This is a genomic window from Acidimangrovimonas sediminis, from assembly GCF_002871005.1.
Classification (GTDB): domain Bacteria; phylum Pseudomonadota; class Alphaproteobacteria; order Rhodobacterales; family Rhodobacteraceae; genus Acidimangrovimonas; species Acidimangrovimonas sediminis.
In genome coordinates this window covers 93,274-108,971 of sequence record NZ_PHSN01000024.1, presented here as the reverse complement: position 1 = coordinate 108,971, position 15,698 = coordinate 93,274, and the positions used below count along the sequence as shown (strand labels likewise).

The following is a 15,698-nucleotide window of genomic DNA, read 5'->3' as shown; positions in this document are numbered from 1 at the left end:
CGCTCCGGCCCCGCGCCAGCAACCGGCGCCGCAGCCCAGCGTCGAAGACGATGCCGCCGCCTTCGTAGCGCCGCGCGCCCGCACCCCGGGCACGCCGTCGCCCGAAGCCCTGGCGCGTCTGGCGGCCGCGGTGCACAAGCAGCCCGCCGGCCGCGCCGCGCCGCAGCAGCAGGCCGCCCCCGCGGCGCCTGCCGCCCCGACTCGGGCACAGCAGGCAGAGCGCCCGCGCTTTGGCATCAACTCGCTGATCAATCGCATGACCGGCCACGGCCACGAGGGCGCCGCCGAGCATCGCGGGCCCGAGCGGGGCCAAGCCGCGCCGCAGCGCCAGCAACCGCCGGTCACGGCGTTCGAGGAAGACCACGACAACGATCCCGAGCAAGAGCGCATCGAGATCCCCGCGTTCCTTCGGCGTCAGGCCAACTGACACCGACCTGGCCCACCGACTGGGCCCGCCGGGCAGTCCCGCAACCGCCCGCATCACCACTCACGCACCGCACAGGGGCCGGGGAAACCCGGCCCCTTGGCTGTTTCAGGGGGCGTGATCGGGGCCGTTGACGCCACGGAAACCGCGGGGAAACCGTTCACAAATTTACGTCGTGAGACATCGTTGTCGCCGCTATGGAGCGAATGATTTCAGTGGGTTGCGTGGCGGAAGGTCAGCTTCGGCGCCGTTTTGCCAAAGCGTGAAGCCTATGTTACATCGCGTTGCAAAGAGTGAGTTGTGATGCGCTCACCCCCCGACTAATTCCAAGATGCGGACCCGGGCATACTGCCTTGAGAAGTTCGCGCAACCAGTCGAGGTCGTCGTGCAAAACGCTCTCAAATCGCCAGTTACCTTCACCGGTGTCGGCCTGCATGGCGGCAACCCCGTGCGCATGCGCGTGCTGCCGGCCTCTGCCGACTACGGCATCTGGTTCAAGCGGACCGACGTGATCGGCACCGACCCGATGATTGCGGCGCGCTGGAACAGCGTCGTCCCGTCGAGCCTGTGCACCCTGATCGAGAACGCCGCCGGCGTTCAGGTCTCGACCATCGAGCATATCATGGCAGCCCTTGCCGGCTGCGGCATTCACAATGCGCTGATCGAGATCGATGGCCCCGAGGTTCCGATCCTCGACGGTTCGGCCATGCAGTTCGTCAACGCCTTCCTCGCCCGCGGCATCCGCCAGCTGGGCGAGCCGGTCCGCGCATTCCGCATCGAGAAGACGGTCGAGGTCCAGCACGGCCTCGGCTGGGCGCGGCTGGAGCCGTCGGACATGCTGGAAATCGACTTCGCCATCGACTTCGACGACGGGGCGATCGGCCAGCAGCGCAAGACGCTGAACATGGCCAACGGCGCCTTCGTGCGCGAGCTCTGCGACAGCCGCACCTTCTGCCGTCAGTCGGACGTCGACGCGATGCGCGAGAAGGGCCTGGCGCTTGGCGGCACGGTCGAGAACGCAGTTGTGGTCGATGGTGATCGGATCCTCACGCCCGGCGGTCTGCGCCACGCGGACGAGCCGGTGCGCCACAAGATGCTCGACGCACTGGGGGACCTTGCGCTGGCCGGTGCGCCGATCCTCGGCCGCTACACGGGCTACCGTGCGGGCCACGCCATGACAAACAAGCTCCTGCACGCCCTCTTCGCCACGCCCGGCGCCTTCCGACTGGTCGAGGTCGGCAGCTTCACCGGCTGCAAGCTGCCCGGTGTCGGCCTCTCGCGCCTCGACATCCCGGCCGTCGCGTAAGGCATGATCCCCCTGCCAAAGGCGTTTTGCGCCCCGGATTTTTCTGTGCTAACAGACGGTCGAAGAGGGGCCCTGCGTCATCGCGTCTGCCCCCGAAATCGGTAAAGGGGCAGGCGGAAATGGCAGGCGGCATCTCGTATGCGAAGCTGATCGGAGCAGGTGCGCTGGTAACGATTCTCGCGTCCTGCGGCGGCGGCAAATCGGCCAAGGACGCCCCGCTCGATCAATACACCGCCAAGCAGATCTATCAGCGCGGCGAGTATGAGCTGAACGTCCGGCACAAGGCCAAGGACGCGGCGCATTACTTCTCGGAGGCGGAGCGGCTTTATCCCTATTCGCAATGGGCCAAGCGCGCGATCATCATGGAGGCCTACGCCTACCATGCCTCCAAGCAATACGAGAAGTCGCGCGGCGCGGCGCAGCGCTACCTCGATTTCTACCCCGCGGATGACGACGCGGCCTATGCGCAGTACCTGCTGGCGCTCAGCTATTACGACCAGATCGACGAGGTCGGCCGAGACCAGGGCCTGACCTTCCAGGCGCTCCAGGCGCTGCGTGACGTTATCGAGAAGTACCCGGATTCCAACTACGCCAAGTCGGCGATGCTCAAGTTCGACCTCGCCTTCGATCACCTCGCCGCGAAGGAGATGGAGATCGGGCGCTACTACCTCAAGCGTCAGAACTACACCGCCGCGATCAACCGCTTCCGCACCGTGGTCGAGAATTACCAGACCACCGAGCAGACGCCCGAGGCGCTGGAACGGCTGGTCGAGGCCTACCTCGCGCTTGGGCTCGACAACGAGGCCCAGACCGCCGGCGCCATTCTCGGCTACAACTTCCAGTCCAGCCCGTTCTACAAGGAGGCCTACGCCAAGCTGAAGGGCCACGGGCTGGAGGCGAAGCCGAAGGGCAAGGGCTGGCTGCGCGAAGTGTACCGCCAGATGATTCAGGGCAAGTGGCTCTGACGGCGTAGACGCGGTTCCTCCCCGTCGCGGGGGCGGGGGCCGCGGCACGCCCGGACCGGAGTTTCGACGCAGATGCTGCGCAGCCTCGATATCCGCGATCTTCTCATCATCGACCGGCTGGAGCTTGGCTTTCAGCCCGGCCTCAACGTGCTGACCGGCGAGACCGGGGCGGGGAAGTCCATCCTGCTCGACGCGCTCGGCTTCGTTCTCGGCTGGCGGGGCAGGGCGGAGCTTGTGCGCACGGGGGCCGATCAGGGGGAGGTCACGGCGGTCTTCGACCTGCCCGCCGGCCATCCCGCCCGCGCCGTCCTCGACGAGGCAGGCCTTCCCGCGGGGGACGAGCTGATCCTGCGCCGGGTGAATGCTGCCGACGGGCGCAAGACCGCCTGGGTCAACGATCGCCGCGCCAGCGGCGAGGTGCTGCGCGCGCTCTCCGAGACACTGGTGGAGCTTCACGGCCAGCATGACGACCGCGGCCTCCTGAACCCGCGCGGCCACCGCGCCCTGCTCGACGATTTCGCGGGCAATGCGGGCCTTCTGTCCGATACCGCGACGGCCTGGTCCCGCCTCGCCACCGCGCGCAAGGCACAGGAAAAGGCCGAGGCGGCGCTGGATGCCGTCCGCGCCGAGGAGGAATTCCTGCGCCACGCGGTGGCCGAGCTCGACAAGCTCGACCCGGCCCAGGGCGAGGAGGGCATCCTCGACATCCGCCGCCGCGAGATGCAGGCGGCAGGCAAGATCCGCGAGGATATCCGCCGCGCCCACCAGGCCCTCGGGCCGGAGGGGGCCGAGGGCCCGATGCGCGACGCCATGCGCTGGCTCGAAGGTGTCGCCGACCGGGCCGAGGGGCGCCTCGACGCGGCGCTCGAGGCGCTGAACCGTGCCCTGATCGAGCTGGGCGAGGCCGAGCAGGGCGTCGCCGACACGCTCGACGCGCTCGACTTCGACCCCGGGGAGCTGGAACGGGTCGAGGAACGCCTCTTTGCGATCCGCGCCCTGGCCCGCAAGCATTCCGTGGCGCCCGACGATCTCGGCACGCTGGCGGCCGATCTGCGTGCACGCCTTGAGGCGCTCGATGGGGGCGAGGCCGAGATCGCCCGCTTGCGCGAGGCGACCGAGGCGGCGCGCAAGGCGCATGGCACCGCCTGCGCCGCCCTGACCGAGGCCCGCAAGGCCGCCGCCATCCGGCTCGACGCGGCCATGGCGGGCGAGCTGGCCCCCCTGAAGATGGAGCGCGCCAGCTTCTCGACCGAGATCGCGTCGGCCGACCCGGGCCCCGAGGGCGCCGACCAGGTGGCCTTCACGGTGGCCACCAACCCGGGCGCCCCGGCGGGTCCGCTGAACAAGATCGCCTCGGGCGGCGAGCTGTCGCGCTTCCTCCTCGCGCTGAAGGTCTGCCTGACCCGCGGCCAGACCGCCCTGACGATGATCTTCGACGAGATCGATCGCGGCGTCGGCGGCGCCACGGCGGATGCGGTCGGCCGCCGCCTCGCCCGCCTCGCCGAGGAGGCGCAGGTCCTCGTCGTCACCCATTCGCCCCAAGTCGCCGCCCGCGGCGCCCATCACTGGCGCGTCGCCAAGGCCGTGAGCGACGGCATGACCACCTCGCAGGTCACCCCCCTCTCCCCGCGCGAGCGCGTCGACGAGGTCGCCCGCATGCTCGCCGGCGACACCATCACCGACGCCGCAAGAGAGGCCGCAAGAGCCCTCCTCAAGACCTGATCTTCTTCTGAGCGAAAATATCCTCGGGGGGTGCAGGGGGCAGACGGCCCCCCTGCTTTCCTTTTGGTGCGCCATTCTCCAAGGAGAATGGCGGCGGGGCAGACGGCCCCCTCCCGACCCTCGGTGCGCCGTCCAGGCGAAATCGGCGGGCCCGAGGCCTCCCTTCAGCTCTCCTCGACCGCGAACTGGGCGGAAACCGCCTGCCAGCCGCCGCCCGGCGCCTTGGTCACCACCGCCATCAGGATCGTCGCGATCCGCCCCGCGTCGGAGCCGTCGGCGTTCAGAACCCCCGACAGGACGAAGCGCTGGTGGAGGATCGCCGCCTCCTTGCCGAGGATGCGCATCTTCGATCGCCCGGTGACCAGCCGCGCCTTGGCGAAGGCGCCTTTCAGCTCTCCCGTCAGGGTGCGGGCGATGGCCTGGCGGCCCTCGCACCAGTCGCCGGTCAGCGTCAGGAAATCCGCGTCCTCGGAAAACAGCGTGGCCAGCGCCGGCACGTCATGAGCCAGCCACGCCTGTGAGAAGGCGCGGGCGAAGACCTCGGGTGCTTCAACCGGCATTGGTCGGCACCATCTTGCCGGGGTTCATCAGGTTCAGCGGATCGAGTGCCCGCTTGATTTCGCCCATCACGTCCCAGCCCCCGCCATGCTCGCGCTCCATGTAGCCCAGTTTGCCTATGCCGATACCATGCTCTCCGGTCACGGTGCCACCCAGACGAAGCGCCCTTTCGGCCAGGCTGGCGGCAAGCCGCTTGGCGGCGGAGATTTCGGCGGGATCGTCGGGCATGACCAGCAAGATGGCATGGAAGTTGCCGTCGCCCACATGGCCCAGGATCGGCCCGGGGATCGGCCCAGCGGCGATCTCCGCCGCGGTCTCCTCGACCGCCTCGGCCAGGCGCGATATCGGCACGCAGACATCGGTGACCCAGGCGGTGGCGCCAGGCCGCTGGCGCAGGATCGAATGGTAGGCCTCGTGGCGCATCTTCCACAGGCGCGACCGGTCCTCGGCCGCCTGCGCCCACTGGAACGGGCCGCCGCCGAACTCCTCGACGATCTCGCCGAAGCGGGCGGCCTGCTCGGCGACGCCGGCCTCGGAGCCGTTGAATTCCACCAGAAGGTGCGGCTGCTCGGGCATCGCGGCGCCGGATTGGGCGTTGAAGGCCGCAACCGTGGCGCCGTCGACGAACTCGATCCGGGCGACCTGTATGCCCGACTGGATCGTCGCGATCACCGCCTCGACCGCGGGCGCCATCGCCTCGAAGGCGCAGATCCCGGCCGAGACCGCCTCGGGCTGGCCATGCAGGCGCAGCGTGATCTCGGTGATCAGGCCCAGCGTCCCCTCGGAGCCCACGATCAGCCCGGTCAGGTCATAGCCGGCCGAGGATTTCGGCGCCATGGAACCGGTGCGGATCACCCGCCCGTCGGCCAGCACCACCTCGAGCCCCAGCACGTTGTCGCGCATCGTGCCGTAGCGCACCGCCGTGGTGCCCGAGGCGCGCGTGGCCGCCATGCCCCCGAGGGAGGCATCGGCCCCGGGGTCGACCGGGAACATGAGGCCCGTGGCACGCAGCTCGGTGTTCAGGCCGGTGCGTGTGAGGCCGGGCTGCACCCGGGCGATCATGTCCTCGGGAAGGATCTCGATCACCCTGTTCATGCGGCTGAAATCGACGGTCACGCCGCCCTCCACCGCCAGCGCGTGACCTTCCAGCGAGGTGCCTGTGCCCCAGCCGATCACCGGCACCCGTGCCGCGGCGCAGGCGCGGACGATGGCGGCGACCTCCTCGGTCGTTTCGGGGTAGGCCACGGCATCGGGCGGGGCGGGGGGGAAATGGGTCTCGTTTCGGCCATGCAGGTCACGGTCGGAGGGGGAGCGCGAGAAGCGCGCACCCAGCAGCGCGCCGAGGGCGTCGGTCAGGGTCTTGGGCAGTTCGGGCATGGGATCAGCTTCCGCAGCGATAGGCGTAGACTTCGCCATACCCCCCCGGCGGGCTGAATTCCAGATGGTCGATGGCGCTGCCGTAGCTGACCATGCCAACCCGCATTCGCCCGATCTTGTCGCCGTTCAGGATAAGCTCCTGCCCCGCGATTCGGTAGGTGACCTGGTAGACCGTCGCCTGAGGGCCCTCGGAGATCCGCAGAAGGCCGTGCTGGAAGGTGACCGGATCGGTGCAATCGGCGAACACCGTGCCCGGCGCTACCCGCTGGGTGGCCGAGCGCATGGTCCAGCGACCCACGATGAACGAGGGCACCTGCGCCTGCTCGTGGGTATAGCCCTCCAGCAGGCGGTACTTGTCGAGATAGGCGGCGAACCCTTCCGACTTGCGCAGATCGTCGAGGTAGCGCAGGGGGTCGGTCTTGCGCAGGTTGGCGTAATAGGCCTCGGCCCGGTAGTTCTGGATCGAGAGGTAGCCCACGTAGAAGGCGGCGAAGAGCGCGACCCCGAAGAGCACCTTGATCGTCTCGCGGCGCAGACCCACGCGGCGCCGTTCGGTCTGGGCAGCCATGTCGCCCCTTCCTCTGTCATTCCTCGATCCCGGCCGCAGGACGGCCGGCTCCAGTTGACAAAAAGGCTGCGCGGGAAGCAACCACCGATTATAACTGCACGGAAAAAGGTGCATTTTCGAACCCCGGTGCAGGGCGCCGGTCTTGACGGCGCGGCAAGGAGGAGATTGTCTGAGGTCATGCCGAACACACAGCCTGCCGGCCCGCGCGCCGCGACGTCAGATTCCGCCGCCACGCCCGCCAGAGCCTCTGGGCAGGCCGATACCCGACAGGCCTCGGTGATCGCGCTGTCGCTGATGGCGGTGGTGATCGGCATCGTCGCGGGGCTTGGCGCGATCGTGCTGCGCTGGATGATCTCGATCTTTCACAACCTGGCTTTCTCGGGCACGCTGTCGGCGCATTACGATGCCAACATCCCGACGCCGCCCTCGCCCTTCGGTCCCTGGGTGATCCTGGCGCCGGTCGTGGGCGGGCTGATCGTGGTCTTTCTGGTCAAGACCTTCGCGCCCGAGGCCAAGGGCCATGGCGTGCCCGAGGTTCTGGACGCGATCTATTACAAGCGCGGGCGGATGCGCCCCGTGGTCGTGGTGATCAAGGCGATCGCCTCGGCGCTGTCGATCGGCACCGGGGCGTCGGTCGGGCGCGAGGGGCCGATCATCCAGATCGGATCGGCCATGGGGTCGGTGCTGGGACAGGTGTTCCACCTGCGGTCGTGGCAGATCATCACGCTGGTCGGCGCCGGCGCCGGGGCGGGGATCGCTGCGACCTTCAACACTCCGCTGGGCGGTGTCCTCTTCGCGGTCGAGCTGATGCTGCCCGAGATCACGGCGCGCACTCTCCTGCCGCTGGTTCTGGCCACGGGGACCGCCACCTACATGGGGCGTCTGGCCTTCGGGATGGAGCCCGCCTTCTCGGTCGCGGCCTATGAGCGGCCCGACATCTTCGTGCCGCTCTCGGCCGACATGCTGCCGCTCTACGTGCTGCTGGGCGTGCTTTGCGGGCTTGCGGCGACGCTGTTCGTCAAGACGCTCTACTGGACCGAGGACAAGTTCGACGAGCTGCCGATCAACGACTACCTCAAGAACGTCCTCGCGATGACGTCGCTTGGCGTGCTGTTCTACGTGCTGATGCAGACCACCGGCATGTATCACACCCAGGGTGTGGGCTATGCCACGATCCAGGCGATCCTGTCGGGCCAGATCGACGCGCCGGCCTTCCTGTTCCTGCTGTTCCTGCTGAAGCTTTTCGCGACCTCGGTCAGCCTGGGCGGCGGCGCCTCGGGCGGGGTGTTCTCGCCCTCGCTGTTCCTTGGCGCGACGCTCGGGGGCGCGTTCGGATCGCTCTTGAGCCTGGCGTTCCCGTTCCTCGCCTTCTCGCCCATCGCCTTCGCGCTGGTGGGGATGGCGGCGATCGTGGGCGGCACGACCGGGGCCTCGATCACCTCGATCGTGATGATCTTCGAGATGACGGGAGATTATTCGATCACCGTGGCCGCGATCATCGCGGTGGCCTGCGCCGTGGGTGTGCGGACGGGCCTGTCGCCCGAGGATATCTACACCACCAAGCTGGCGCGCCGCGGCCACCACATCCCTCGCGGCCTGCGCACCCACATGTTCGCGATCCGCAAGGCCCGCGACGTGATGGAGAAGGTGGTGGGCGTGGTCGAGACATCGGCGCTGCACGGTGCGGGGCGTCTGCCCCATGCCTCGGACGATCCGCATTACGCTGTGGTGGTCGAGGGGCGGCATATCCTCGGCGTGATCCAGGTCGACCCGGAGGACAAGACCCGCGCGCTGGGGCCGCTGATCGAACCCGTGGGCGTCGCCAAGGAATCCTCGTTCATGCAGACGGTGATGAGCCACATGGCCGACCGCAAGCACCTTGCCGTGCTGGTGGTGCCGGACAAGAAGGTGCCCCGGCCCGAGAATGTCATCGGCGTGCTGACCCGCGACGCCGTGGCGCGGGTGGTGATGAACGACTACCGCAGCTGAGGCAGGGCGGGGGCAGCCCCTGACGTCCGGGACGACCAGCCCCGGGCCGCGCTCGACTCCCTCCCGGGAGGGCGCATCGCAACCTCACCGCACGCACAAGCGTGGGAGGGGTGCGGGACGATAAAGCGCAGACCACGCGCGCGGCACATGCGCCCAACCAAGGGCCGGGTGCGTTCCTAATCCCCAAGGGCTGCAAGCCGTCTGGGGAAGGCGCCTCAGATCCGCTCGACCGTCGCCCGGTCGGGGTAGAAGGCGAGGTGGCCCCTGATCCGCTCCACCCCCTCGATCGGGTCCTCATAGCTCCAGGCCGCGTCCTTGATCGTCGTCGACTTGGTGACGATCGAGTAATAGCTCGCCGCGCCCTTCTTGGGGCAGGTCGTCACCGTGTCCGACGAATCGAGGAAGGCCATCGCGATATCAGTGCGGGGAAAGTAGATCACGGGCGGATAGCTGCCCTCGGTAAGCTCCAGCGCTTCCTTGGTCTCGCCCAGGATCGCGCCGCCCGCGCGCACCACCCAGGTGCCCGGTGCCTTGACGATGGTGATGTCGCGTTCGGGCATCGGCCCCTCCCTCAGTCTGACGGACCCCAAGCTAGCGGGAAATCGTGACGGCGCCAGCGCTCAGATCGGTGCGGTCGCGTCGGAAAGCCAGTTTCGGGCGGTTTCCGAGACCCGCGGGCCGATCTTCGCGAACACTTCCGCGTGATAGGCATTCAGCCATGCGCGCTCGTCGGGGGCCAGCATCTCTGCCCGGATCAGCCGGCGGTCGATCGGCGCGAAGGTCAGCGTCTCGAACGACAGCATCTGCCGCTCGGGGTCGGCGGTGTCCAGCGCCGGGGCCTCCTCGACCACGAGGAGGTTCTCGATTCGGATGCCGAAGGCCCCCTCGCGGTAATAGCCCGGTTCGTTCGACAGGATCATGCCGGGTTCCAGCGCGATCTCGGACACGCGCGACAGGCGCTGCGGCCCCTCGTGCACCGAGAGGTACGACCCGACGCCATGCCCGGTGCCGTGGTTGAAATCCTGCCCGACGATCCAGAGGTGATAGCGCGCCAGCGGGTCCAGGTCGCGACCGGCAAGCCCCTTGGGCCAGCGTGCGCGAGAGATCGCGATCATCCCCTGCAGCACCCGGGTGAAGGCGGCCGAGGCCTCTTCCGGCGGGGTGCCGATGGCGACGGTGCGGGTGATGTCGGTGGTGCCGTCGATATACTGCCCGCCGGAATCCACGACGATCAGCTCGCCCTCGGTCAGTGTGCGGTTCGTATCCTCGGTCACGCGGTAATGCATGATCGCGCCGTGCGGGCCTGTGCCGGCGATGGTTTCGAAGCTGATTTCCTTCAGCGCATTGGTGGCGCTGCGGTACCCCTCGAGGCTGGTGACCACGTCGATCTCGGTCAGCCCGCCCTTGGGGGCGGCTTGGTCGAGCCAGCAGAGGAATTCCACCATCGCCGCCCCGTCGCGCAGATGCGCGTCGCGCGCGCCCTGCACCTCGGCCGGGTTCTTGCGCGCCTTGGGCAGAAGGCAGGGATCCTGGCCCCAGCTGACCGGAATCCCGGCCTCTTCCAGCGCACGGCTGACGGCGACGGGGGCGGTCGCGCGGTCGACGCGAACCGGACCGGTCAGCGCGGTCAGCTCCGCCTCGAAATCGGCGGGTGCGTACAGGGTGACGCCCTCGCCCAGATGCGCGCGCACCTCGTCGTCAAGCTTGGCCGGGTCGATGAAGAGCGCCAGCGTCGCGTCGGCATGGAGGATCGCGAAAGCATGCACCACCGGGTTCCGCGCAACGTCGGAGCCACGGATGTTCATCAGCCAGGCAATCGAATCCGGCAGGGTGATGACGCAGGCAGCCTGGCCCTTGGTAGCCATCTGCGCGGCCAGATCGGCACGCTTGTCAGCCGAGGAGACGCCCGCGAATTCAAGAGGCTGCACCGCGACCTTGCCACAGGGCGGGGCGGGCTGATCGTCCCAGATCGCATCCACCGGATTCCCGGCGACCGCAACCAGCGAGGCACCGCTGTCCTTCAGCGCCGCTTCGATCTTGGCGATCTCGTCGGCGGTGTGCAGCCACGGATCGTAGGCAACCTGCCCCTCGGGCAGGTGCTGGGCAATCCAGGGGCCCGGAAGCTCATCCGGCCAGGGCACGGGGGTATAGACCCCAAGATCGACCTGCGATTTCACCTGGGTACGGTAGCGGCCGTCAATGAAGACGCCCGCGACGTCCGGCAGCACGATGCAGAAGCCCGCCGAGCCGGTGAACCCGGTCAGCCAGCCGAGGCGCTCGTCATGCGGTGCCACGTATTCGCCCTGATGGACATCGGCGCGCGGGATGATCATCCCGGCAAGGCCCCGGTCCTTCAGATGGGCACGAAGCGCGGCAAGGCGCGGCGGCCCCTGTTCGGGGCGGGCGGTGACGGTAAAGGTCTGGTACATCAGCGGGCGGCCTTGGCTATTCCCATGATCCGGGCGCGGGCCCGGGGATCCTGGTCGAAGAGGGCGGCGAGTTGCTCGGTCATGGCACCCGCCAGCTGTTCCACGTCGGTGATGGTCACCGCGTGCTGGTAATAGCGCGTCACGTCATGGCCGATGCCGATGGCGATCAGCTCCACCATCCGGCGTTTCTCGACCATGGCGATCACGTCGCGCAGGTGCTTTTCCAGAAAGCTGGCCGGGTTGACCGAGAGGGTGGAATCATCAACCGGCGCGCCGTCGGAAATGACCATCAGGATCTTGCGGGCCTCGGGGCGGGCGGCCATGCGGCGGTGCGCCCATTCCAGCGCCTCGCCGTCGATGTTCTCCTTCAGGAGGCCCTCTTTCATCATCAGGCCGAGGTTGGCGCGCGCCCGGCGCCAGGGCGCATCGGCGGATTTGTAGATGATGTGGCGCAGGTCGTTCAGGCGGCCCGGCGATTGCGGACGGCCGGCGGCAAGCCAGCGCTCGCGGCTTTGCCCGCCCTTCCAGGCGCGGGTGGTGAAGCCCAGGATCTCGACCTTGACGTCGCAGCGTTCCAGCGTGCGGGCCAGAACGTCGGCGCAGATCGCGGCGATGGAGATCGGGCGGCCGCGCATGGAGCCCGAATTGTCGAGGAGCAGCGTCACCACCGTATCGCGGAACTCGGTGTCTTTCTCCTGCTTGAAGCTGAGCGGCGTGGTGGGGTTCGCGACCACGCGGGCAAGGCGGCCCGCGTCGAGGATGCCTTCCTCCAGATCGAACAGCCACGAGCGGTTCTGCTGCGCCTGCAACCGGCGCTGAAGCTTGTTGGCCAGCCGCCCCACCGCACCTTTCAGCGGGTCGAGCTGCTGATCGAGATAGGCGCGCAAGCGTTCGAGTTCGGCCGGCTCGGCCAGATCCTCGGCCTTGATCTCCTCGTCGAAATCGGTGGTGTAGACGGTGTAATTCGGGTCAGCGTCGGAATGCGCGGGCGGCGGCGGCGGCTCCAGCGGGGCGTCGGCATCCGGCATCTCGGTGTCTTCCGACATGTCGGTGTCGGCGTCGTCCTCCATCGAGACCTGGGCCTGGCTGTCGTCTTGCTGTTCCTCCTGGGATTGCTCGGGCGAGGCCTCGGCCTCTTCCTGCTCATCCTCCTGGCCCTGGCTGTCGGGGTTCTCCTCGTCTTCCTCGGCCTGGTCCTGGTTGTCGTCCTCGTCCTCGAAATCCGGGTCTTCGCCGAGTTGGTCGCCGTAGCCCAGATCCTGGATCACCTTGCGCGAGAACCGGGCGAAGGCGGTCTGGTCCATCAGCACGTCGTTGATGTCTTCCAGCGTGCCGCCGGCCTGTTCCTCGATGAAGCCGCGCCAGAGGTTCATCACGTTGTCGGCGCCCTTCGGCAGGGGGCGCCCGGTGGCGAGGTGGCGCACGAGATAGCCCGCGGCGGTGGCGAGCGGCGCGTCCTCGGCCCGCGTGATCTGGTCATAGCCCTTGCGCGCGGCCTCGGCGCCGATCTTGGCGTCGATGTTCTTGGCCGTGCCCGGCATGGTGTGGGCGCCCACGGCCTCGCACCGCGCGGTCTCCATCGCCTCGTAGAGGTCGCGGGCCATCTGGCCCGAGGGCTCGTAGCGGGCGTGGGTCTTGGCGTCGTGGTAGCGGTGGCGCAGCGCGTAGGCATCGGCGGTGCCGCGGGCAAGCAGAACCTCGTCCGCGGACATGCGGCGGCTGACCTGCGGCAGGCGCATCGCATCGCGCGTCAGCCCCGGCGGGTCGACCGAGTAGGTGACGCCCAGGTCGGGATCGTCCGCCATGGTGCGGGCGGCCTCGGCCAGGGCCTTCTTGAAGGGATCGGCTGGGTTGTCGCTGGGCTTCGTCATAGGGGAAGGTAAAGCACCGCCCCGCGGCCCCCGCAAGCGCGAAAGCGCGGGCAGGGGGGCGCGTCGATGCCTCGCCGGGCCCTTGCGGGCCCTCGCCGACCCCTCGTCGGGCGCCGACGCCTCTCCTCGTCTGTGCGGCGCGGAGAGGCGGGGCGCGTGAGGGGTGGCCGGGTGGTGCCCCCGGGGGGCGGGGGGGGGCAGTGCCCGGGGGGGCAGTACCGGTGTTCGCTAAAGGGCATCAGGCCCCGAGGCGTGCCGCCCCGGTCGCCAGATCGGCAAGCAACGCCACGTGAACGTCAAGCGCGTCGATCACCGGGTAGCCCGGATCATGCCCGTCGAAGGCAAGCCCGAGGTCGGTGCCGCCCAGCACCACCGCCTCGGCACCCTGATCCTCCACCATGCGCCGCCCGGCCTCGAACAGCGTGCGGCGCTGCGCGTCCGAGCATGTGCCAGCCACGGCGATGTCCTGATAGAGCTGACCGATACGGTCGATCTCGTCGCTGTCGGGCGCCGTGGGCGCGACCGCGCGGGTGCGGCTGAGCTGGCCGTAAAACCCGGTGCGCATCACCACCCGGGTCCCGAGGATGCCGACACTCCCCAGCCCCCGGCCCGCGAAATGGGCGTCGAGCGGGGCGATCGCCGAGACCAGCGGCAGGGCCGAGATCGCCGCCGTCTCGTCAAAGCAGAAATGCCCGCCGAGCGAGGTGATCGCCGCGCAATCGGCGCCCGCGGCGGCGAGGCGGTCGATCAGGCGCCGGTAGATCTCGGCCTGTTCGCCGCGCCGGTCGGCGAGGTTGTTGGCGATCAGCTCATGGATGTCGGCCTGCACGATCGTCAGCTCCAGCCGCCCGCCGCGCGCGGCGACGGCGGCACAGAGCCTTTGGTAATAGACCACCGTGGCGGCGGGACCGATGCCGCCGATCAGGCCGATGTGCATGTCATGCCTCCCATGACGCGTTCTGCAGAACGACGCGGTGGCCGTCCGGGTCCTCATAGGTGCGCCCGCGCCGGTCCCAGTATGGATTGAACGAAGCGACCGGCGCATGGCCTGCGGCTTCCATCCTCGTGCAGGCATCGCGCCATTCGGCCGGGTCGGGGAGGTAGAGCACCAGGAGGTTGTCCTCGGTCGGCGCCTCGCCTGCCGCATGGCCCTCGCGCCGGGTGAATTCCAGGTGCCAGGGCGCGGAGGGATGCCCCAGCATCACCCCGTCGAAACCATCGTGGCAGGTGACGCCGCCCAGCACCGAAAGGCCGAGCCCGTCGCGGTAGAAGGCGGTAACCGGCCCAAGCCGGTCGGTAGGGCGCGCGACCCGCAGGATCGGGGTCGCGGCCATCCCGCTCACCGCATCGCGGTGGAGACGGCGCTTTCCGGCAGTTCCTCGTCGAAGCAGCGCTGGTAGAACTCGGCCACCGTCTGGCGCTCCAGCTCGTCGCACTTGTTGAGGAAGGTCAGGCGGAAAGCATAGCCGATGTTGCGGAAGATCTCGGCGTTCTGGGCCCAGTTCAGCACCGTCCGCGGCGACATCACGGTCGACAGATCGCCGTTCATGAAGGCGGTGCGTGTCATGTCCGCCACCGTCACCATCTGGCCGATCTGCTTGCGGCCCTTCTCGGTGTTGTAATGCGGGTTCTTGGCCAGCACGATCGCGGTCTCGGCGTCGTGCGACAGATAGTTCAGCGTCGACACCAGCGACCAGCGGTCCATCTGCGCCTGGTTGATCTGCTGCACGCCGTGATAGAGGCCGGTCGTGTCGCCCAGACCCACCGTGTTCGAGGTGGCGAACAGGCGGAAATAGGGGTTCGGCGTGATCACCTCGTTCTGGTCCAGCAGCGTCAGCTTGCCGTCATGTTCCAGCACGCGCTGGATCACGAACATCACGTCGGCCCGGCCCGCATCGTATTCGTCGAAGACGATGGCGGTGGGGTTGCGCAGCGCCCAGGGCAGGATGCCTTCCTGGAACTCGGTCACCTGCACGCCGTCGCGCAGCTTGATCGCATCCTTGCCGATCAGGTCGATCCGGCTGATGTGGCTGTCGAGGTTGACGCGCACGCAGGGCCAGTTCAACCGCGCCGCGACCTGTTCGATATGGGTCGACTTGCCGGTGCCGTGATAGCCCTGGATCATGACGCGGCGGTTGTAGGCAAAGCCCGCCAGGATCGCCAGCGTCGTGTCCGGGTCGAACTTGTAGGTCGTGTCGATCTCGGGCACGCGGTCGGTGCGCTCGGCGAAGCCCTTCACCTTCATATCGGTGTCGATGCCGAAGACCTCGCGGACCGAAATCTCTTCGGTGGGTTTCGCGTTCATATCCATCGTGCCGTCCGCCATGTGTCTGCCTCAACGTGCCCGGGCGCCGGCCCGGAAAAATCCAACCCTCGTTTGATGGAGCATTTGCCGCAGGGGTGCAAGGGGAGGGGGCGATGGGAGAGGAGGATCCGAACGCCGGGCCGGATGCGCGGCCCGGGAAGCCGGCACCAAAGAGTTTTCAGAA

13 protein-coding genes and 1 pseudogene are annotated in these 15,698 nt (G+C 68.4%); 5 read left to right on the top strand and 9 right to left on the bottom strand.

What is annotated here, in order from left to right:
• From CVV76_RS25010 to recN, 4 genes and pseudogenes are all read left to right on the top strand, one after another.
• Window positions 1-427: pseudogene (locus CVV76_RS25010) on the top strand (cell division protein FtsZ); the annotation flags it as partial.
• Between the two features lie 382 nt (window positions 428-809).
• Window positions 810-1,730 carry a UDP-3-O-acyl-N-acetylglucosamine deacetylase gene (gene lpxC / locus CVV76_RS19990; protein WP_102226462.1) on the top strand — a complete coding sequence of 307 codons (921 nt, stop codon included), beginning with the start codon at window positions 810-812 and terminating at the stop codon, window positions 1,728-1,730.
• 119 nt (window positions 1,731-1,849) lie between these two features.
• The gene (locus tag CVV76_RS19985; RefSeq protein WP_102226458.1) at window positions 1,850-2,695 is read left to right on the top strand and encodes an outer membrane protein assembly factor BamD; all 846 of its coding nucleotides are present in this window, start codon (window positions 1,850-1,852) and stop codon (window positions 2,693-2,695) included.
• A 72-nt stretch (window positions 2,696-2,767) separates the two neighbouring features.
• The gene (recN, locus tag CVV76_RS19980) at window positions 2,768-4,417 is read left to right on the top strand and encodes a DNA repair protein RecN (protein ID WP_102226457.1); all 1,650 of its coding nucleotides are present in this window, start codon (window positions 2,768-2,770) and stop codon (window positions 4,415-4,417) included.
• 164 nt (window positions 4,418-4,581) lie between these two features.
• On the opposite strand, the gene CVV76_RS19975 is transcribed toward recN, so the two are convergent.
• Genes CVV76_RS19975 through CVV76_RS19965 form a run of 3 tightly spaced genes read right to left on the bottom strand, consistent with a single transcriptional unit; the run spans window position 4,582 to window position 6,920 of the window.
• Window positions 4,582-4,977: a YybH family protein gene (locus CVV76_RS19975; RefSeq protein ID WP_102226456.1), complete on the bottom strand. Its 396-nt coding sequence runs from the start codon at window positions 4,975-4,977 to the stop codon at window positions 4,582-4,584.
• Window positions 4,967-6,352, bottom strand: a complete 1,386-nt coding sequence (locus CVV76_RS19970) for an FAD-binding oxidoreductase (protein WP_199178657.1) — start codon at window positions 6,350-6,352, stop codon at window positions 4,967-4,969. The genes CVV76_RS19975 and CVV76_RS19970 overlap by 11 nt, the downstream gene beginning before the upstream one ends.
• 4 nt (window positions 6,353-6,356) lie before the next feature.
• Window positions 6,357-6,920, bottom strand: coding sequence for a hypothetical protein (locus tag CVV76_RS19965; RefSeq protein WP_102226454.1), 564 nt, complete (start codon window positions 6,918-6,920; stop codon window positions 6,357-6,359).
• A gap of 177 nt (window positions 6,921-7,097) precedes the next feature.
• On the opposite strand from CVV76_RS19965, the gene CVV76_RS19960 reads away from it, so the two are divergent.
• The gene (locus CVV76_RS19960) at window positions 7,098-8,909 is read left to right on the top strand and encodes a chloride channel protein (protein WP_102226453.1); all 1,812 of its coding nucleotides are present in this window, start codon (window positions 7,098-7,100) and stop codon (window positions 8,907-8,909) included.
• A gap of 215 nt (window positions 8,910-9,124) precedes the next feature.
• Here CVV76_RS19960 and CVV76_RS19955 read toward each other — a convergent pair whose 3' ends face one another.
• From CVV76_RS19955 to cobS, 6 genes are all read right to left on the bottom strand, one after another.
• On the bottom strand, window positions 9,125-9,469 hold the full coding sequence (locus tag CVV76_RS19955) for a DUF427 domain-containing protein (protein ID WP_102226452.1): 345 nt from the start codon (window positions 9,467-9,469) through the stop codon (window positions 9,125-9,127).
• Window positions 9,470-9,529: 60 nt separating this feature from the next.
• Complete coding sequence (locus CVV76_RS19950) at window positions 9,530-11,338, bottom strand: aminopeptidase P family protein (RefSeq protein WP_102226451.1); 1,809 nt, start codon at window positions 11,336-11,338, stop codon at window positions 9,530-9,532.
• Entirely contained in the window at window positions 11,338-13,209 is a 1,872-nt protein-coding gene (cobT, locus tag CVV76_RS19945; protein ID WP_102226450.1) for a cobaltochelatase subunit CobT, read from the bottom strand. The genes CVV76_RS19950 and cobT overlap by 1 nt, the downstream gene beginning before the upstream one ends.
• Before the next feature lie 238 nt (window positions 13,210-13,447).
• Window positions 13,448-14,146 carry an aspartate/glutamate racemase family protein gene (locus CVV76_RS19940; RefSeq protein WP_102226449.1) on the bottom strand — a complete coding sequence of 233 codons (699 nt, stop codon included), beginning with the start codon at window positions 14,144-14,146 and terminating at the stop codon, window positions 13,448-13,450.
• Between the two features lies 1 nt (window position 14,147).
• Window positions 14,148-14,543: a VOC family protein gene (locus CVV76_RS19935; RefSeq protein ID WP_102226448.1), complete on the bottom strand. Its 396-nt coding sequence runs from the start codon at window positions 14,541-14,543 to the stop codon at window positions 14,148-14,150.
• A 5-nt stretch (window positions 14,544-14,548) separates the two neighbouring features.
• The gene (gene cobS / locus CVV76_RS19930) at window positions 14,549-15,535 is read right to left on the bottom strand and encodes a cobaltochelatase subunit CobS (protein WP_102226447.1); all 987 of its coding nucleotides are present in this window, start codon (window positions 15,533-15,535) and stop codon (window positions 14,549-14,551) included.
• Between the last annotated feature and the right edge of the window lie 163 nt (window positions 15,536-15,698).